Source organism: Corynebacterium heidelbergense (assembly GCF_028609845.1).
GTDB classification, from domain to species: domain Bacteria; phylum Actinomycetota; class Actinomycetes; order Mycobacteriales; family Mycobacteriaceae; genus Corynebacterium; species Corynebacterium heidelbergense.
In genome coordinates, this window is record NZ_CP063191.1 from 1,790,665 (window position 1) to 1,809,738 (window position 19,074).

12 protein-coding genes and 1 tRNA gene are annotated in these 19,074 nt (G+C 62.6%); 6 read left to right on the forward strand and 7 right to left on the reverse strand.

Annotated features, from left to right (window positions below; translation table 11 throughout):
• Positions 1-229 precede the first annotated feature (229 nt).
• Entirely contained in the window at positions 230-994 is a 765-nt protein-coding gene (locus CHEID_RS07945; RefSeq protein ID WP_112769517.1) for a M23 family metallopeptidase, read from the forward strand.
• Positions 995-1,026: 32 nt separating this feature from the next.
• On the opposite strand, the gene CHEID_RS07950 is transcribed toward CHEID_RS07945, so the two are convergent.
• The gene (locus CHEID_RS07950) at positions 1,027-3,492 is read right to left on the reverse strand and encodes a UvrD-helicase domain-containing protein (protein WP_238599323.1); all 2,466 of its coding nucleotides are present in this window, start codon (positions 3,490-3,492) and stop codon (positions 1,027-1,029) included.
• 178 nt (positions 3,493-3,670) lie between these two features.
• Here CHEID_RS07950 and CHEID_RS07955 point away from each other — a divergent pair, with 178 nt between their 5' ends.
• Complete coding sequence (locus CHEID_RS07955) at positions 3,671-4,012, forward strand: chorismate mutase (RefSeq protein ID WP_112769515.1); 342 nt, start codon at positions 3,671-3,673, stop codon at positions 4,010-4,012.
• A gap of 31 nt (positions 4,013-4,043) precedes the next feature.
• On the opposite strand, the gene CHEID_RS07960 is transcribed toward CHEID_RS07955, so the two are convergent.
• Complete coding sequence (locus CHEID_RS07960) at positions 4,044-5,342, reverse strand: phosphatase PAP2 family protein (RefSeq protein ID WP_273661050.1); 1,299 nt, start codon at positions 5,340-5,342, stop codon at positions 4,044-4,046.
• Positions 5,343-5,758: 416 nt separating this feature from the next.
• Here CHEID_RS07960 and CHEID_RS07965 point away from each other — a divergent pair, with 416 nt between their 5' ends.
• Positions 5,759-6,877: a branched-chain amino acid aminotransferase gene (locus CHEID_RS07965; RefSeq protein ID WP_112769514.1), complete on the forward strand. Its 1,119-nt coding sequence runs from the start codon at positions 5,759-5,761 to the stop codon at positions 6,875-6,877.
• Between the two features lie 1,292 nt (positions 6,878-8,169).
• Here CHEID_RS07965 and CHEID_RS07970 read toward each other — a convergent pair.
• Positions 8,170-8,568, reverse strand: a complete 399-nt coding sequence (locus CHEID_RS07970) for a GtrA family protein (RefSeq protein WP_112769943.1) — start codon at positions 8,566-8,568, stop codon at positions 8,170-8,172.
• A gap of 1,696 nt (positions 8,569-10,264) precedes the next feature.
• Between CHEID_RS07970 and CHEID_RS07975 the strand changes: the two genes are divergently transcribed.
• Together CHEID_RS07975 and CHEID_RS07980 are read left to right on the forward strand one after the other, a co-directional pair.
• A complete protein-coding gene (locus CHEID_RS07975; RefSeq protein WP_112769942.1) occupies positions 10,265-10,492 on the forward strand; it encodes a hypothetical protein in 228 nt (75 codons plus the stop codon).
• Positions 10,493-10,928: 436 nt separating this feature from the next.
• Positions 10,929-11,588: an LppP/LprE family lipoprotein gene (locus tag CHEID_RS07980; protein ID WP_112769941.1), complete on the forward strand. Its 660-nt coding sequence runs from the start codon at positions 10,929-10,931 to the stop codon at positions 11,586-11,588.
• A gap of 326 nt (positions 11,589-11,914) precedes the next feature.
• On the opposite strand, the gene CHEID_RS07985 is transcribed toward CHEID_RS07980, so the two are convergent.
• A tRNA-Met gene (locus CHEID_RS07985) sits at positions 11,915-11,988 on the reverse strand.
• 124 nt (positions 11,989-12,112) lie between these two features.
• The gene (locus tag CHEID_RS07990; RefSeq protein WP_238599375.1) at positions 12,113-15,040 is read right to left on the reverse strand and encodes a UPF0182 family protein; all 2,928 of its coding nucleotides are present in this window, start codon (positions 15,038-15,040) and stop codon (positions 12,113-12,115) included.
• 281 nt (positions 15,041-15,321) lie between these two features.
• Between CHEID_RS07990 and CHEID_RS07995 the strand changes: the two genes are divergently transcribed.
• A complete protein-coding gene (locus tag CHEID_RS07995) occupies positions 15,322-15,867 on the forward strand; it encodes a PPA1309 family protein (protein WP_112769939.1) in 546 nt (181 codons plus the stop codon).
• Here CHEID_RS07995 and CHEID_RS08000 read toward each other — a convergent pair.
• Both CHEID_RS08000 and CHEID_RS08005 read right to left on the reverse strand, forming a co-directional pair.
• Positions 15,864-17,870, reverse strand: a complete 2,007-nt coding sequence (locus CHEID_RS08000) for a vWA domain-containing protein (protein ID WP_112769938.1) — start codon at positions 17,868-17,870, stop codon at positions 15,864-15,866. The two genes, CHEID_RS07995 and CHEID_RS08000, sit on opposite strands and share 4 nt — an antisense overlap.
• A 129-nt stretch (positions 17,871-17,999) precedes the next feature.
• Positions 18,000-19,013 carry a YlbL family protein gene (locus tag CHEID_RS08005; protein ID WP_181645941.1) on the reverse strand — a complete coding sequence of 338 codons (1,014 nt, stop codon included), beginning with the start codon at positions 19,011-19,013 and terminating at the stop codon, positions 18,000-18,002.
• Positions 19,014-19,074: the final 61 nt, after the last annotated feature.

Genomic DNA, 19,074 nt, shown 5'->3' on the forward strand with positions numbered 1-19,074 from the left:
CAAAGTGTGCATCTTTCATAGGGCGGCGTGGCCGCAAAACCGCATTTCGGAGGGCTTTTTGACGGCGGTGCGGTGGGGCCAGAATAATGCCGTGTAACTTCCGAGACTATCCGGCCGTTATTTTTTCGTGATTTGGCTTGCCCAGTGGGGGGTCTAAGGCTAGTGTTACGTCTCGTTGATAACGAAGTGGTCACAATCAGACGAGCAGACGACGAAAAGGTAACGAATCGTGCAGAAGACTTCTGGAGCGCGGCGCGTGGGCTCCCATCGCAAGCAAGACACTTCCGCGAAGCGCCGCGTGGCGATGGTTGCAGTTGCAGCTTCCGCCGTGACCTCAGCAGGAGCGGCCGGAGGTGCAGCGGGCGCCAGCACCGGGGCGCAGCATAACGCTGGTTCCCGCGACGTGAAGCTCGCCGCTGATACCACCATCCTGGCCCAGGGCGAGGGTGCCGGGGCCGCCGGCTCCAGCTCGGCCCCCGCCACCGGGGAAGCCCCCCAGATCTTGGAGGTTCCGCAGGCCGTTCCCGCTGGGGACCTCGCAGGCCAGTTGGATTCCGCCATGCGCTTCGCCGCCCAGCGCGCCGCCGCCGATCTCGCGGCCCGGGCTCCCATGGCCGCCAAGCCCGCTGAGGGCACCATGACCTCCCCCTTCGGTCCTCGCTGGGGCGGGTTCCACAATGGCATTGACATCGCGAACGCCATCGGTACCCCCATCCTGGCCGTGGAGGATGGAACCGTCATCGATTCCGGCCCTGCCTCCGGCTTTGGCCAGTGGATCCGCATCAAGCATGAGGACGGCTCCGTGAGTGTCTACGGGCACATGCAAACCCTGGACGTGGCGGTGGGCCAGAAGGTCACCGCCGGGCAGAAGATCGCCGGCATGGGCAGCATGGGCTTCTCCACCGGCTCTCACCTGCACTTCGAGATTCACCCGGACGGGGCCAACCCGGTGGACCCGATCCCGTGGCTCGCCGCTCACGGCATCACCGTTTAAGAGAACAAAGCTGCTGTAGCCCGCCTCTCAGGCTACAGCTTTTCCATCGGCACACCGCCGAACAGCATCAGCCGCACGGTCCGCTCGCCCCCGAAGTCAATTATGACGGTGGTGTGCGGGCCGCTTCCGTCTACGTTCTTGACGGTTCCGAGCCCGTACTTATCGTGGTTGACCCTATCCCCCACATCCAGCTTGAGCGGTGCGGCACCCGACTTGCTGCCACGCGGACTCGGCCGAGGGCCGCGGCGCTGCTGTGGCGGCTTGGGGCGGGCCCAGTGCGGGGTGCTCGGGGTGACCTCCGCCGCACCGGAGCTGCCGAAGCCTTCCGATACCCAGCCCGTGCCGTAGGCTCCGCTGGCTCCCCACTCCGGCGCCTCCCGCAGCCAATCCCATAGGGATTCCGGCACCTCCCCGAGGAAACGCGACGGGGGGTTCGTTGTGGGCGACCCCCAGGCGGAACGGGAGATGGCCCGGCTGATGAAAAGCTTCTCCTTGGCTCGGGTGATCCCCACATAGGCCAACCGGCGCTCCTCCGCCAGCTCCCTCGGATCCCCTAGCGACCGCATGTGCGGGAACTGGCCATCTTCCCATCCGGGCAGGAACACGACGGGGAACTCCAGCCCCTTGGCGGTGTGCAGCGTCATGAGCGTGACCATGTCCTGGTCCTCATCGGGGATCTGGTCGGCGTCTGCCACCAGGCTGACCCGCTCTAGGAATGCCTGAACACTACCCAAGGGAGCTTCCCCCTCTGCGAGGTCACTGGCGCCGCTGGCCTCCTCTTCGGCACCGGAGGGCATCTCCTCGTAGGCCTTAATATTCGCCGCTTCCCGGGAGAACTCGTGGCTCACGCTAACCAGCTCGTTGAGGTTGTCCAGCCGTGCCCCGTCCTGGGGGTCCGAGGATTTCTCGAGTTCAGCTTTATAACCGGTCCAGTCCAGGATGGCGGTGATAATGCGCCCCAGGTCGGGCAGGCCCAGACCGGTGCCGTCGGAGGCGGTCATCTCCGCAGCGGAGGTCTCGGCACGCAGACCGTCCATCATCTCCAGGAACCCGGCGATGGCGTTGCGGCCCCGGCCGGAGAGCTTAGCGACCTTCCCCTCCGCTGCGTCCCGCAAGCCCTCGCTGAAGCTAATGCCATTGCTTTCGGCGTGCAGGCCCACCTGAGCCAGGGCGCGATCCCCGATACCCCGCCGGGGGGTGTTGATGATGCGTCGGAGGGCAATGGCGTCGCTAGGATTTTCCAGAACCTTGAGATAGGCCACAACATCCCGCACCTCCCGGCGCTCGTAAAACCGGGTGCCCCCAACGACCTTGTAGGGCAGGCCAGAGCGCATAAACACGTCCTCCAGCGGCCGGGAAGCCCCGTTCGTCCGGTACATCACGGCGATATCGCCGTAGGAAATCCCGCTGTCAGACAGCTCGTCGATCTGGCGCGCGATGAAGCGGGCCTCGTCGTGCTCATTGTCGGCGACGTAGCCGCCGATCGGATCGCCTCCGCCCAGGTCCGTCCACAGGCGTTTGGCGCGGCGGCCCTGGTTCTTCGCGATGACGGCATTCGCGGCGGAGAGGATGGTCTGGGTGGACCGGTAATTCTGCTCCAACAGAATGGTGGTGGCGGTCGGGTAGTCCCGCTCGAACTCCTCGATATTGCGAATGGTTGCGCCGCGGAAGGCGTAGATGGACTGGTCTGCGTCGCCCACCACGCACAGTTCAGCGCCGCCGGCCTCGGGATTGCCCACCAGGGTGGAGACCAGGACGTACTGGGCGTGGTTCGTGTCCTGGTACTCGTCGACGAGAACGTGGCGGAACCGCCGCCGATAGTGATCCGCCACCTCCAGGTTGGTGCGGAGGATGCCCACCACTTCCCCAATGAGGTCGTCGAAGTCCACGGCGTTCGCCTCCCGCAGGCGGGCCTGATAATCGGTGTAGAGCTGGGCGACGGTGATGAGGTGGGTGTTGGCATCCCGCTTGGCTTCCTCCAGGGCCGCCTTCGCGTCAACCAACTCGTTCTTCCAATTGGAGATCGTCGCCAGAACTCCCCGGGGGGCGAACTCCTTGAGATCCAGGTTGTGGTCCTTAATCACCATGGTGATTAGGCGCTTGGAATCATCCGAGTCGTAGATGGTGAAGTTCTGGTTCAGCCCCTCCACGAGGTGCGCGTTGTGCCGCAGGATGCGCACGCACATGGAGTGGAACGTGGAGACCCACATCCGGGACGCCTCGGGGCCGATCAACGCGGCCACGCGCTCGCGCATCTCCGCGGCGGCCTTGTTGGTGAAGGTAATGGCGAGGATCTGCCAGGGGGCCACCGCACCGCCGGCGAGTAGCCAGGCGATCCGGCGGGTCAGCACACTAGTTTTGCCGGAGCCCGCGCCGGCGACGATGAGCAGCGGGCTGCCAGTATGGGTGACGGCCTGCCGTTGCTGCGGATTCAACCCCTCCAGCAGCTTCTCCCGATTCGGCTTTTCCCGGCCCGGTTTTTCCCGGTCCGCTGCCAGTTGCGTGTGCCCCGCCCCGCGCACGTGGCGGGCCACTCCCGCTTGGCGGCGCGCCTGGGTGCCACCTCCGGCCGCGCCCCAGCCGCCGTTCCTCCCTGCGAAAGCTTCGCCCACGTCTATCCTCACCTCTCTGTTGGGTTCACCCACCCCTGTGCCGGGTCACCGTACAATCAACCCTATGACGAGCGCGGGACATGGCGATCAGCAGGGCCTCGAACAGCCTTCGAACAGTAGTTTCACGGTCCGCATGCCCTCCGGCACGCAAGACCCACTGTCCGATTCGGAGATTCGAACCTACCGCGAGGAGATCGACCGCATGGATCGCCTCATCATCGATGCGATTCACCGGCGCAGCGAGGTATCGAAAGCCATCGGGCGGACCCGGCAGGGGTCCGGGGGGACGAAGCTGGTTTACACCCGAGAAGTGGCCATCATCAATATGTTCCGGGAGGAGTTCGGCTCGGAAGGGGTGGAGATCGCCAAGGCCCTCCTGCAGTTGGGCCGCGGCCGCCTGGGCTAGGAGAACCCAGGGCCACCCGTGTCGCGCGCGTTTAAGCCTTCTGAACGCTCACGCTGCCGTCGCCGTTGACGCTGACCTTCGCAGCGAAAGCGGCGGCCAGGTTCATCCGCTGCCAAGATCCCGCCGCGCTCATGTCGTCTAAGGGGTAGCCGCCGGGGATTGCGGTCTGCCGGAGCACAGAGGCGCGCTGTTCGTAGTTCAACTGGGGGAACTTCGTGAGCAGCAGGTCCGGGGCGGCCTTCGGAACGATGGGGGCGTTCACTTGCTTGGTGATCGGCCCGAAATCGTAGGTCATTCGGTGGGTGTACTCGGCCACGGCGTCCGGGGTGCTGTGGTAGGCACCGGAGGCGGCGATGGCCTGGTCCAGCGGCTTGCCCGCGCGCCATTCCAGCTCGGCGCGCAGTTCGGCGGACGCTTGGGTAATGGCGTCGCGCATATGAAGATCGTTCCATCGATCGGCGGCCGCGGCGGTTCCGGTCATCCGGCCCCCGATAACATCCAGAGGATAGTGGACGCCCATCACCAGGCGATCGTAGCCAGCTTCAGCACCGCGATCCAGGATCTGCGGGCCGAGCTCCGGGAGCATGATGGCCCACAGCGTGGTGACCCAAGCGGCCTGGTTAGTGTGGCCGGACGGGAAGGACGGGGAAGTCTCGTAGAAGTCCCGGGACCCCTTTTGGTAGCGCTGGATGCGGTCGGGGGCCACGACGAAGGGGCGTTCGTAGCCGAAGTTCTGCTTTTCGAAGTAGCTGGAGCTGGCTATTCCCCCGGCGCGGGCCAAGTACCCGTTACCCAGGAGGAAATTGGTTTTCGGCAGGCGGTTTTCTGCGAGGGCGTCGCGGAAGTGCTGGCCGAGTTCCGGGCCAAGAGCGTCCGCAAATTCAGTGAGAATGCCGGCCTGATCCGCCGCCGCATCGCGCTGGGCACGATCGATGAGCTGCGGGTCCGAGGCGGCGGCATTGTTGATCCGCACGGTCGTTTCGAGGTTCTGCGCCATGACCTCCGGATGATTGGCGCGGAGATCATCGAAACCCTGGATGACGGCCTGGTAGCTGCCCGGCGGGTAGGAGCTGATGTCCGAGATGTACCCGCCGAGGAATTCCGGGCCGAAGGGCGTGGGCACGGGAGCCCCGGGGTGCTGGACGGGCTGGGGGTAGCCGGGAACACCCTGAGCGCCCGCGACCTGAGGAACCTGCAGCCCGTCGAGGGGGGAGGCCGCCGCCGGGTTGGTGGTGAGCGCGGTGCTTGCTGCGATGGCGGTGAGGCTGGCTGCCCACACCGCCCGGCGCTTCCGGGGGTGGTGGGGGGATCGAATGCCGGGGATGCTCACGGGAGAGGGCGCCTTTCGTTCTGGAACGGGGCTGAAGATCGTCGACCGGGCTGAGACGGCGGCTAAAGAATGTCGCGCTCCGCCTGGGAGGACCGAACTAACAGAGGGGAAATTACCCGTGAGCCGGTCCTGGAGGGTGACCTTAGGGTGAACGGATGATGGTGCTGAAGTGAACTTTTGGCAGGAAAGTTCGGTGGGCTAACATGGCCCGCAGACTGAGGACCGGCGCGCGGCCATTTTTCTCCCTCACTACCCCTTGAGCGGACACCGCGGCCGTTACCTGAAGGCCCCGCAGCATACCCAGGCGGATTGGGGCCGATCATTCCGGCACATTCTCGCCCGACTTTTCCTGCCCAGGTTCTGTGGCCCCGGAACTCGATTGGGCCTCCCGGGCTTCCGGGCACCAAAGGACAATAATGATTCGCCATTCTGCACAATTCCTCCCCTCCCAGCCAGTTGCATTTACCCGCTATTTGAATACGACGCCAGTACCTCCAGCGCAGCGGCAGACCATCCTGGCAAATCCCCAGTTTGGCGCCGCCTTCACCGATCACATGGTGGGGATGGATTGGGATGAGAGGCAAGGGTGGCACAATGCGCGGGTAGAGCCCTACGGGCCAATCGCGATGATGCCCTCCGCCGTGGTGTTCCACTACGGCCAGGAAATCTTCGAGGGCCTCAAGGCCTATCGGCACGCGGACGGATCCATTTGGACCTTCCGACCGCAGGACAACGCAAAGCGGTTTCAACGATCCGCGCACCGGCTATCCCTGCCGGAGCTGCCAGTTGACCATTTTCTGGCTTCGCTGAAGCAGATCGTCGATGTAGATAACGAGTGGGTGCCCGGCGCGGAAGGGCAGAGCCTGTACCTGCGGCCCTTTATGTTTGGGAGCGAGGCCTTTTTGGGGGTTCGCTCCGCGCGGGAAGCGCGGTTCCACGTGATCGCGAGCCCTGCTGGGGCGTACTTCAGGGGCGGGAACGACTCGGTGTCGATCTGGGTCAGCGACTACTACCGCAGGGCGGGGAAGGGCGGGACCGGATCGGCGAAGTGCGGCGGCAACTACGCGGCGAGCTTGTTGCCCCAAGGGCAGGCACTGGAGCACGGCTGCGACCAGACGCTGTTTTTGGACACCGAGGGCAACGTCGATGAATGCGGCAGCATGAACATCGTCTTCGTGATGAGCGATGGGACCGTCGTGACCCCCGAGTCGGACACGATTCTGCCCGGCATCACTCGGGAGTCCTTGCTGCAGCTGGCGGAAGACCGCGGGATGAAGGTTGTACGGCGGTCCGTGAGCTTGGCGGAATGGCGCGAAGGGGTGGCAAGCGGGTCGGTTCGTGAGGTCTTTGCGTGCGGCACGGCTGCGGTGGTGATCCCGATCCGTGAGTTGTGCGGCATCGACGGTGGGGAGGAGTTCCGCGAGCAGCAGCCGAGGGGCGAGCTGGCGCAATCGCTGCGGGATGAGCTGGTGGGCATTCAGATGGGCCGGGACGATGATCGCCACGGGTGGCTCTACCGGTTGGATGTCGACTGAGGCTAGCGGCGACCGGGGCTGGACGGCGGCCCAGGCTGGACGGCGCGGGGGCCGGATGGCGGAGGGGGCGGGTATCAATCGCCCCCTAGCCCGCGTTTTTACCGCTATCATGCCAACAAAACCCGGATCCGCGACACAAAACCGGTAAAAACGGAGGCCCTGTGAGCGCAAAACCGGTAAATCGGGGGCTCCCCGAGAGCGGAAACGCGCAAACGCTCAGATACCGGCTGTGCTGCCGTGTTTTCGAAGCGGTGTCACCTCCCACCTCCCTCCCGCCCGGCAGCAGACCACCGACGCAGACCGTGGCGAACCGTTCCGCCGGGGGTACTGCTCCGGTGCTACGCAACTCTAACGGGACCACTCCCCAACTGCTTCCAACCACATCTCCGCTGAGAGTAGCTTGAGGGACATGAAACGTACTTCGGTCTTCCTCACAGCTCTCGCAGCCACCGCTTTAATTTCTGCCTGTTCAGACGGGGACTCGAGCCAGAATGCTGCTGGTACGTTTTCTGCCGCGCCCTCCCAGTCGCAGTCGCAGCCCACTACAGACGGCTCACCCACCGCTGCGGGACCTTCCCCCACTCTCGGACAGGGATCTCCCGACTCCAGACCTGCACCCGCTACGCAAGACAACAGAGGCCCCTGCACGGCGGACACGGCGCTACAGTCGTTCAAAGCCCATGAGCCGGATGTTCCGCCACCTTCCTGACTTATCTTACCGATGGCTTTTACCTGACTGGGAGTTCTGACTTCACCAATGCCCTCAGAGTGTGCGGTGGACTGCACTGCATCGACGCGGGTGCTGCCAATATAACAACCAAACCTCCAGCGCAAACTTTCTGCTTCACAATGCAGAGCACACAGATGCCATCACAACAAGATAGCGCCGTTTATCCAGCTCCGAGGGCCGAGTCCGTTACGCCATCACATTGGAAACACTAGCGCATCTCAAGGCGGTAAAACCTGTTTCGGCACAGCTTGAACCGTAAAGTCTACACTACAGGAGCACCATAGAAGTAGATTTCAAGAAGTAAGTCTATCCCCGAAGCTTCTAGGAAACTGTGATATAAAATTTAGCCTACTGACACTTATCGTAAATTAACAGGTTAAACTTTTTTCTACTATAGAGGTGGGAACCAAAGATTTCACCATTCGAATCTACATCATACTAGCGTCGATGTACACAGCGGCAGACCCCCTTTAAAGAGATTCGACGGTACGGTTAGCCACCGCAGAACCGTGATACACTCTAACCGCGAACCAGCCGTTCGACCAATTTCACAGGCACAGTACTAAGGATTAATCGAATGACTACTCGGTCGACGGAACACCCAGAAGCTTTGCAATAAAAAGTTCACTAAAGTTGCTACGGCCTGCGAAACAACCCAGGCCACCAGCAATGTCTTATCGGACAAATCCACAAGTGTTCTAACTTGATGATCCACGACTACAGCTAGCGCGAAGCATGTGGCATAGGCAACAATAGCTCTCCGATTTTCCGCGCTACTGCGTTCGCCATCGAACGTGAAATAGCTATTTAATAGGTAAGCTACCGTACTGCCAATAGCATAAGAAAGCGCCCTGGCACAGGTTGGATTAACGGAGACATTTATGAGCAAAGCTCGGGAGCCGTAATCAAAAAGCGCGCCCGCAATTCCAACGAGGCCGAATCGTGAGAGCGTTTTTACCATTCGTTACAAAAGCGCTTACGTGTCACCATCGAGACATCCACCACCGTTTTCCATCATTACGTTGCTCACAAGCCACCTTGACAATGAGAAAGTGGAGCCCGCGGTTCTCGCCAGACGCCAAGATACAGGTACCGTGGCTATCGTACGGCCCCTTCCACGCTGAAGCTGCACTCGCGCTGCCAGTTCCCACCCCGAGCAAGCATACTGTCGTAGTAAAAGCAGCAAGCGATCTCATAGCCAGTTTCTTCTTCGACCTGATGCGTCCTTTTTCTCGGTCATACTCTATGCGCCCGCTGACCCGCTCAATTAACAATTCCGTCAAATAGCCGGTTGCTCGAGCCGATATTCCTTGCGGTAACCATCAGCGGACTGGGTTTTCCGAGCCTTCTTCAGACCCCGTACGACCCGCAGCACGGTACCCGGCCTAGTGTTACCAGGTTCATGGGCTGCAGGCATGAGGGTAGCTTACAGCCGGATTGCTAGCAAGAGGCCATCCAAGGACTTTCCTTCGCAACCGTTCGCGAAAGCTGACAGCACGAAGACCAAGGTACTAGGGTGACTACCGCCCAGTCATGATTTCGCTCCGCATTGCGATGCGGGTTTGGGCTCCCGATGCACCTCAACGCTCTGTGGCTCTTACTGCTCGGTTGGGAGCGGGGATTATTTTCGTAGTGCGGCACCTAGTCCAAGTCTCTTAGCAACGCACCTTCGACAAGCCACTTTCTGTGATCCCTGTCCGGACTGGCTGGCCGCGGCAACATGGTATCAACTCATCCCCAGGCACTCCTTTCTGGCGACTATGTAGCGAGACAGCTCGCCTGATTTTGGTTGAGCAGCGCCCTTGACTTTGCGTCTTAGCGAGTGACAGCTGACACGAGAACGGACGGCTTGCTGTAGGTTCGATTCCCCTCTTTCGGTTAGGGCGAGGGGCTGGTGCGTGGGTAGGTGACATCTGACGTGGCTTGCCGTTGATGAGCCTGGAAGGCTGCCGCCGTGCCTAGACCTATCCCCAGGAGTTCCACGACCATGTTCTCGGCGCGATTCGGTCCCGCGAGGACGGCAGGAGGATCGAGCAGATCCCCTCTGACGCCGGGATCCACCCAACAATGCTGACGCAGGGGATGCGTAAGGCCGATGTGAAAGCCAGGATCAAGCCCAGCACCACGGCCGCAGGGTCCCTACAGCACCAGGAGCTTACGCGCCGGGTACGACTACTCGAGCAGGAAAACGAGGTGCCGCGCTGCGCCGCAGCCTACCTCTCCCAGGCGAACCTGCCGGGAGAAGGCTCAGCCCACTCATCGGCGAACTCGCCGTCGAGTCGATGTTTCGTCAGACCGCGTGGCGGTTTGTCAGGCCACCAGATAGACCAGCACCATCAACCGACGTCGCAGGGGCAGGCACAGGCGTTCGGACCCCCGTCCACGATGACCGGGGCAACCGCGAGTTCACCGCCGTCGCCCCGAACAATCAGACCACGCCAAACCCGCGACTGACCAACACCACTGGCCACACAACCGGCGAGGGAACGGTATACCCATGTGCGATCGAGGTCGTCTACTTGAGGACGAAGCGTCAGCGCCTCGATGAGCTCGCCCATGAAGCCCCGCCTCGCGGTCCACGTTCTCAACAGCGCCATCGCCAGACGAGGTGACGCTGCCGGATGTGTTCTACACAGCAAGAAAAGATTCCAATTCCGATGCTGAAGATGCACGACGCGATCAACCGTCACGACTTCGTCGGACCCTTGGGGCAAGCCGGTGCGTGCGGGGGCAACGCCGCCATAGGAAGCCTCTTCTTCCTGATGCACAAAACGTTCTCGACCAACAATTTTTGGCAACCAAAGACGAGCTACAAACGGCGACTGTGTGATGGATCCAACACACCGACCGCCACCGCCGACGCCAAGACCGCCTCGGCCGCTTAACCCCCCATCGAATACAAGACCATCAGGCCCCACCCAGCCACTCAACCTGCCTGACTACCCGTGTCATGCAACCCCGCACCAGCCCCACCTCGGCTGGCTCTTACCCCTGCCGCAGGTCTTAGGTGTCCCCCAGCATGACAATTGATCATCTGCCACTCATCTCGAACTTAGCTCTCTCTCGGTTAGGAAACGTCATGGAAACCTCTGGTGTCCTGGAGGATTTGAGATCCTGAGGCCAGTAGAGGTGGCCAAGTACGACCACGAACTCGGCTGGTATAAACGTCATCGACCTGGTGCCCCGCCCCCGGCAGCAGGCCACCGAGGATATCCCTGCCAAACGGTTCTAGCCGGGCGCTGCTCCGGTGCTACGCAACTCTAACGGGACCACTCCCCAACTGCTTCCAACCACATCTCCGCTGAGAGTAGCTTGAGGGACATGAAACGTACTTCGGTCTTCCTCACAGCTCTCGCAGCCACCGCTTTAATTTCTGCCTGTTCAGACGGGGACTCGAGCCAGAATGCTGCTGGTACGTTTTCTGCCGCGCCCTCCCAGTCGCAGTCGCAGCCCACTACAGACGGCTCACCCACCGCTGCGGGACCTTCCCCCACTCTCGGACAGGGATCTCCCGACTCCAGACCTGCACCCGCTACGCAAGACAACAGAGGCCCCTGCACGGCGGACACGGCGCTACAGTCGTTCAAAGCCCATGAGCCGGATGTTCCGCCACCTTTTCCCAACAACGATGACCCAGATGCCGGATGGGCATTCGACCGCTCCGAAAACTCTGGCTTCACTGACGCGGCAAACGTCTGCGCTCCCCTCGGATACGTGACGTTAGGGATTCGAATGCCAACAGGATCCTCGCCTATACAGATCGTGCTTTTCCACAATGGGCAGTACATCGGCGTCGCTACAAAGAAGGCCTACGCCAAGGCCGACGTCGCACGCATTGACGGCTCTTCGATTCGTGTGACCTGGCGCTTTCCTAGACCAGGCGAGTCTAACGCTGAGGCCTCTGGCGAGACCGAAGCCCAATTCAGGTGGGATAGTGCAGCGAACAAGGTGGTCATGACCGGCGGCGTACCCGACTACTGATACCTCCTCTAACCCGCTGCGGTGGGTCAAAAACCACGGGCAAAAACACGGGCCAAATCGCCCAAGACCGCAGTTCTGCCACGCTCGACTGCATCTTCGAGCGCATTTTTACCGCTCCCATGACTGAAAAACCCTGATCCGCGACACAAAACCGGTAAAAACGGGGCCGGGGGCGGCAAGGCACGGGGCGACTAACAAACGGGGCCGGGGCCGCTAGAGAACCAGGGTCGACAGAGCCAAGGAGCCGGGGCCGCCGGAACGCAGCCGTTGCAGCACATGCGAAAGCCCCTCGCCGGTGTCTCCACTGGCGAGGGGCTTTCGTTTAGTAGCGGGGGCAGGATTTGAACCTACGACCTCTGGGTTATGAGCCCAGCGAGCTACCGAGCTGCTCCACCCCGCGACGGGTCAGAATCGCGGCAAACACAGTGTGTCCGCCCGAAGCGACTCCCATACTCTAACGCAACTTCCAGCCGAACTAAAATCGCCTGCTCGCCCCCACCCGCGGGCGGGCCGCCCCAGCCCGCCTATCCCTGCTGCTTCTGCAGGTCGCTCACCGCGGCGTCTAGCTCATCGAGGGCCTTGCCGAATTCCTCGAAGCTGCCGTTCTGCCGGGCCTGCTTCACCCGATCCATGGCCTCGCGCACCCTCTGGGCAGCGGCGGAGGACACGCTGCTGTTAGGTGGCGTCGTACCATTCTCCGGACGGTTCTCCGGACGATCGCCCTGATCGCCCTGACCACCGTTCCCACCGCCCGCAGCAGCATTCCCAGCCCCCGCCTGGGCCGCATCCGAGGCCGCAGCGGGATTGATCCCCACCTGACTCAGCGCCTCCGCAATCGTGGGGGCGTAACCCACCTGCCCGTTGAAGGTCACCAGCACCCTCAGCAGCTTCGGGAAGGCGGAGGCCTGGTCCGCGCGCTTGGCGTACACCGGCTCCACATAGAGGATCTGCCCATCGCCGACGGGCAACGTCAGCAGGTTGCCGTTCGTCAGCGTGGTGGTGCCCTTCAGCAGCGTGCGCTCCTGCGCCGCCCGGTCGGAGGACATCATCGTGTCCTGCGCCTGGCGGGGGCCCTGCGTCTGCGTCCCCGTGGGCAGCACCCGCACGTTGATCTTGCCGTAGCTCTCCGGGTCGCTGGACACGCTCATCTGGGCGGCCAGGAAGTCACGCCGCAGGCCCACGAACGCGGTGGTCAACTGATAACTCGGCTGCTTCGTGCGGGGGTCCGCTGCGACCACGTAGTACGGCGGCTGGTTCAGCTCCTTCTTCCCCTCCGGCGCGGTGGGGTCGGCGGGCACGGACCAGAAGGCATCATTCTGGAAGAACACGGAGGGATCCGAGACGTGGTACTTGGAGATCAGCTCGCGCTGCGTCTTGAACATGTCCTCCGGGTAGCGCAGGTGGCTCATCAGTTGCTCGGAAATTTCCGACCGCGGCTTGACCACCCCGGGGAAAGCCCCCATCCACGCTTTCAGCACCGGATCCTCGTCGTCGAAGGCGTAGAGGTCCACGCTGCCGTCGTAGGAATCCACCACGGCCTTCACACTGTTGCGGATGTAGCTGACCTGGTCGTTGACCAACTGGGTCTGCGCCACGCCGTTAGGGGTCGCCCGGTCGGCCGTCGCGTTGGTCAGGGAGGTCCGCTGGGCGTAGGGGAGGTTCTGCAAGGTGGTGTAGCCGTCCACGACCCACTTGATGCGCCCGCCATCGACGATGGGGTAGGTCTTGGAGTCCGTCGTCAACCATGGGGCCACCTTGTGCACGCGCTCGCGGGGGTCCCGTTCGTAGAGGATGCGGGAGCCCTCCCCGATCCGGTCGGTGAGCAGCATGTTCATCGATTGGAAGTGGATGGAGTACATCAGGCGGTTGATGGGGTTGGAGACGTCCACGCCACCATCGCCCTCGTAGGTGTAGTTCTTGGTGTCCGTGTCGAACTCCATGGGATTGGCCGCGTCCCGGTTGCCGGCGATGGCGTAGTCCGAGTTGGCGACGGAGGAGGACGCGATCAGCGGACCGAAGTAGATGCGCGGTTGCTTGAGGTCCAGCTTGAGCTCCCCGCCCTGGTCCTTGCGGTCCAGGGACTGGAGGTCGGCAACGGTGTAGACGGGGTATCCGCCGCGGGAAGAACCGGCGTCCCGCGCGACCTCGTCCACCTTGCGGGCGGGGGCCGCGATGAAGCCGTTACCGTGGGTGTAGACCGTGTGCCGGTTAATCCAGTCGTTCTGGTTGCCGGTCAGGGTCTGGGGATTCAGCTCACGGGCGGCGACGACGAAGTCCCTCATCTGCCCGTTCACCTCGTAGCGGTCGATGGAGAGCTCGTCGGGGAAACCGTAGAAGTTTCGGAGCTGCTGTTGCTGGGTGAAGGTCGGGCTCAGCACGTCCGGATCCAGCAGCCGGATGTTGGAGATAGTCGCCTCGTCCTTGGCGATGGATTTGCGCTTGGCCTCGGCGTTGTCGGGCTGCTTCGCGCCCCAATCGCGTTCATAGGTGACGTTGTCGTCGCCGATGCCGTAGGCGAATCGGGTCATCTCGATGTTCCGGCCGATGTATTCCCGCTCTCGTTCGGCGCGGTTCGGGGCCACCGAGAATTGTTCCAGTGCGGCCGGCCAGGCAATGCCGACGGTCAGGGAGGACGCCACCATCAGCGCGACGCCCAGAGCCGGAATCCGAAGGTCCCGGACCACCAGCGTGAAGAAGAACAGGGCCGCCACGAACAGGGAGATCACCAGCAGCACAATCTGGGCCGGCAGTACGGCGTTGATGTCGGTGTAGGAGGCCCCCGTGAAGGTTCCCTGGTTCCGGTTCATGAGGGAGTACCGCTGCAGCCAGTAGTTCGCTGCCTTGTTCAGCATCCACAGCCCGGCGATGAAGGCCAGTTGGCGGCGCGCTGCCGGGGAGATGGAGGCCTTCTCCCCCACCCGCGGATTGCCGGTGGTGATGGACCCCAGCAGGTAGTGGAGCACGGCGTTGACGATGAACGCCATGATGAGCAGCAGGCTGAGGGTGTGCACAACGAACTGCAGCATAGGCAGGTCGAAGGCGTAGAACCCAAGGTCCCGGTGGAATTGCGGGTCCTGCACCCCGAAGTCTCCCCCATTGACCCACAGCAGCGCCGTACGCCAGTTCCCCTGCGCAATGAGCCCGGCGGCCAAGCCCGCGGAGATGGGAAAACCGACCAGAAGGGGCCGCACATTCCGCGCGATGCGGGAGCGCTGGGCGCTGAGGGGGCTCGCGGAGGTGATGGCGGTGAGCTCGTGGGGCCGCCGACGATATGCCGCCCACGTCGCCAGCCATGCGGCGAGCGCGGCAAGCACCCCAAACACGAAGAACAGCACCGCGCGGGTGATGATCACACCGACGTAGACGCCCTGGTAGCTGATGCTCCGGAACCACTGGAAGTCCGTGAACACGGAGACCACGATGGGGATAATCAAGAAGGCGGCCGCCACCACCGCAGCGACTATGCCCAAAAGTTTAGAGCGCTTGGAGGGGACGAAGCGAGCTGCGCGGGAGGCGCGTCCCGCGCGCCCCCGGCCGTTGCCGTCGGAGGCGGAGCCAGGCGTGGTGGTCACAGTGTGTTCTTCTCCTGTTGGTTATGCAAGGCCACACATCACCCCCAGAGGACGAGGGATAGCTCGTCCGGACGTGAGCGTTTGTGCTCCCCCACCTTACGTAGAATCCTTTGGGCGGGAAAAACCCGAAAACGCCAGAACGAGGAAGGGGCCCCTGGGCGATGAGTGAATTCTTCCACCCCGTGGATATCGGCAATCCCCGTGTTCTGAACGCGGCTGTGCTGGAAGCGGTGGATTTCGTCCAGGCTGAAGGGTGGGATCGTCCCCCATCACTGTTCGCCCTCGTCCCCCTCGAGCTTGTCTCGGACGCGGTGGATTTGGTGGAGGATCCCGACCGCAGGAGGCGCAATCCCTTAGCTTTGGTGCTGCAGGAGGATATTCCGGAGCACATTCCGCCCGGCTCAGAAGAATTGGGCGAGTTCATTGCCGCGATACGGTGGCCGAAGGCCGTGGTCGGTGCTGTGTTGGCGCAGGAGATTCGGTTCGTCAATTCTGCGTCGGATGCGGTGGCGCGCCCCGCTCGGTTGTTCTCGGGAATTTTGGACGACGCCGGCACCGGACCCGAACTCACCCTCGTGCAACTGCGCCCGTCGGCGGAGGAATTGGAGCAGGACCTCTTCGCTCAGGACAGGGTGGAGCTGCTGGGCGGAGAGAACCTTGCCCCCGGGGTCACCGCGGCCCTGCGAGCATCCTTCGATCCGGATTAACCGAGGCGCCTGATCATCAGAAGGGTGCCCGCCACTAGGCCGATCGCGACCAATCCCCCGAGAGCCAGAGCAGGCCAGAACCACACCGGCTTGGAATCGGACTTGCCCGCCGCATCCGGCTGCGACTGGCCGGCCGGGTCGGACCCGTTGCTGGGCTGCTTCTGGTTAGCCGAGTCGGTCAGGGGCTGAAACTCCGGACCACTGACCGGGGTGCCAGTGACAACCGCTCTCATGTGGAACTTCATCGGCTGCCGGTTTTCGGCCGAGGCACCCGTTTGCCCTGGCTTGCTTTGCAGGGTCACTCCAATAACTTGTCGGCCCGCCACAACACCATTGGGGTTTTGCGGATCAAACCCTAGTGTCGAAGCCATGTACCGCCTCAGTGCAGCCCCGCGATTGTTTGAAGGGGTACCTGAAAGCGGGCTGCAATCGCGAGTGCCCCTGTCAACGACCTTGGAGAATGTCGGTGCCAGTGCTTCCGCTTCCAAGCACCCTGCTTGTCCTTTGGGTGTCTCGGGGTCGACGGCTTTAGCTGCGATAGCCAGATCCTGGCCCCATTCGAGGGGCACGGAAAAGAAGCGAGTCTCGCCGGGTATGAGGTCCGATTCGATAGGTGAGTTAGCCTCAATCGGGACGGCGGTATCGGGACCAGTACCGCCCGTCACCGGCTTCGGATTGGGGCCGACGTCCTTCACGGCGTTCTCGCGATCAGTCGCGGTAATCGCTCGGGCTGGAGTGGTGCTTCGAACCGCCTTGTGGCCGGATAGGCTGACCTGGACGGGCAAGGGCTGGTCGGCCAAGAAAGGTCCATCCCGGACGACAACGATCCCGTAGTCTCCGGAATTCTGGGCCACGATGGTCTCGTCCACGTAGGCCGGCTTTCCCGTGCTTGGGGCACTATCGTATCCACCAGGTGAAGCGGAAGGCCTCCCGTTGGGGTTGGGAGTCACGTAATTCACCCGAACTGTTCCTCGATATTCCCCTTCGCTGAGGCGGGCAGTTCCTTCGACAGGCGGGGCGACCACGCCGACGTAGAGGACGTCACCCTCTTCGAGATGGACTTTGTAGGTCCGAGCCATGGCATGCTGGCCGGACCGGGATGCGCCAGTAGCGGGAAAGTCTTGCGGGAATGCTGGAAGTTCGGTCCTGATCAGCAGCGGAGTTGTTGGCAAGCCGGGGTGCACCACCGGGGCAGATTCGAAGTTTAAGCCGTCCACCCAAGTGTCTGCACCACCACTGCCATCCCATTTACCCGGAGCACCATCGATGCGTTGGCCGGTCCCGGAGTAGCCCTCCCCTGCGCGCGTCGCTACCTTCATCTTTTCAGTAAGACTCGCCGCGTCCCCCGCATCCGCGTAAGACCCACCTGTGACTTGGGCCACACACTCCAAGTCCCGCCGCCCCTGCTCATCGATGTTCAATCCAATTGTATTGACAACGAGATCAACCCCTTGACCTTTCAGCTCCCTAGCCACCTCACAGACTGGCGGCGGAGCACACGTATCCACCCCGTCGCTAACGACCACCACGCTGCGCGGACCCGACGACGGCAACGCCGCCGCTGCCTTACGCAACGCCGCCCCAATAGGCGTATAACCCCGTGGGATCACACTCGCAACGGCAGCCTTCGCCCGATCCACATCCCCTTGAGAAACCGGTCGCAATTCAGTCACATCTGCACAACCAGCCGCCTTCTCCTCGTCCGAACTACCCGTCTGTGTCCCGTACGTCAGTAACCCAAACCGCTGCTGGGGCCCCAAGGCATCGATCAGCGAGGACGTCGCCTGCTTCGCCGCATCAATGCGCGTCATCTCCCCACCTGCATCCGGAGTTAACATCGACCCCGAAGCATCCAACACCACCTCGACCGGAACACCATCCCCAACAGGCTCGGGCTGCGCACTTGCATCACCCGCCGAGGTGAAACCGCCCGCCACAACCGCAATTACCACAGCCAAAGACCAGGCCACTCCACGTTTGGGAACACAATGTACACCCCGCATCAACCGACCCACCGCCACAACCCCACTTCAGTCGTACCGCTTAAACACACCGGCTACCGCCTAGGGTAAAACACCCTGCAGACAACCGCTGGACAAGATGTCACCCCGCTCCCAGGCAGGGTCGCTCAGCTACTCACAATGGCTGGGCTGTTTACCCCCGTCGAGGTCCTTCAAGTCCCCCACTGCATCGGAAAGCGAATCGACTTTAATCAGCTCGATTCCTTTCTCTCCTTCCTGAACGGCTTCCGCGCAGTTGTCGGCCGGTACGAGAAACGCGCTGGCCCCGGCGTCCTTAGCCGCCTGAATTTTATGGGTGATCCCCCCAATGGGCCCGACCTTGCCTTCCGCATCGATCGTGCCCGTTCCCGCGATGAATCGGCCGCCCGTTAACTCCCCGGGCGACAACTTATCAACCACGGCCAACGAGAACATCAACCCCGCAGAGGGGCCGCCAATATCGGCGAGGTTGTACTCCACCCGCAACCCCCCCGCAGGCTGGGCCACCGTCGTCACCCCCAGGAACGCCGATTTCTCCCGGCCCTGCCGAAACTCCTCAGGAGTCTCGGCCAAAGTCACAGGGAAAGACACGCTCTTGCCCCGCCGATCTACCGTGACCGTCACTGTGTCCCCCGGCGCATGCTCTCGCACCGCGGCGGCGACATCCGAGGGCAGGGTGACCTTCTTATCGTTTACGGACGTGATCACATCATTGACGTTCATCACCGATGCAGCCGGAGAGCTCTCGCTGGTCTTGATCACCATCGTTTCCAGCGGGCGCCGGAGGTAGCTCATCGCCGCGATAGTCGCATTGGATTCCGAGTTGGCAAAGGCCTGCTCGTTATCCTTCTGCACCTGCTGCGGGGACTTGCCCGCGGGGAAGACCTGTTCAATGGGGACGAGCGTGTCCTCCGTAAACAGCCACCGGCTCATCGCCTGGGCCAACGTCATCTTGGTGCGCACCGAGACCGTGGTCATGTTGAGATGACCGGAAGTCTTGTCCTGTTCAGCGCCAACGATATCTACGACGGGCCGCCCCTCCGCCTGCCCCAGAGTGTCGAAGGTTGGGCCCGGCCCCTCGGCAGCGTAGGGGACCGTCAGATCGATGTCCGTGCCGGGAACCGTGGGCAATGTCAGCAAGGACATCACAGCCGCTACGGGCACGGCACCGAGGACGACGGTGCGCGATCGCCGGTTCCAGATTTTC

What these genes read in the sequence shown, in the direction of transcription:
- CHEID_RS07995 (WP_112769939.1), top strand. Translation starts at nt 15,322, where the DNA reads ATGAGTGAATTCTTCCACCCCGTGGATATCGGCAATCCCCGTGTTCTG.
- CHEID_RS08000 (WP_112769938.1), bottom strand. Translation starts at nt 17,870, where the DNA reads ATGCGGGGTGTACATTGTGTTCCCAAACGTGGAGTGGCCTGGTCTTTG.
- CHEID_RS07970 (WP_112769943.1), bottom strand. Translation starts at nt 8,568, where the DNA reads ATGGTAAAAACGCTCTCACGATTCGGCCTCGTTGGAATTGCGGGCGCG.
- CHEID_RS08005 (WP_181645941.1), bottom strand. Translation starts at nt 19,013, where the DNA reads ATGTCCTTGCTGACATTGCCCACGGTTCCCGGCACGGACATCGATCTG.
- CHEID_RS07955 (WP_112769515.1), top strand. Translation starts at nt 3,671, where the DNA reads ATGACGAGCGCGGGACATGGCGATCAGCAGGGCCTCGAACAGCCTTCG.
- CHEID_RS07975 (WP_112769942.1), top strand. Translation starts at nt 10,265, where the DNA reads ATGCTGAAGATGCACGACGCGATCAACCGTCACGACTTCGTCGGACCC.
- CHEID_RS07980 (WP_112769941.1), top strand. Translation starts at nt 10,929, where the DNA reads ATGAAACGTACTTCGGTCTTCCTCACAGCTCTCGCAGCCACCGCTTTA.
- CHEID_RS07965 (WP_112769514.1), top strand. Translation starts at nt 5,759, where the DNA reads ATGATTCGCCATTCTGCACAATTCCTCCCCTCCCAGCCAGTTGCATTT.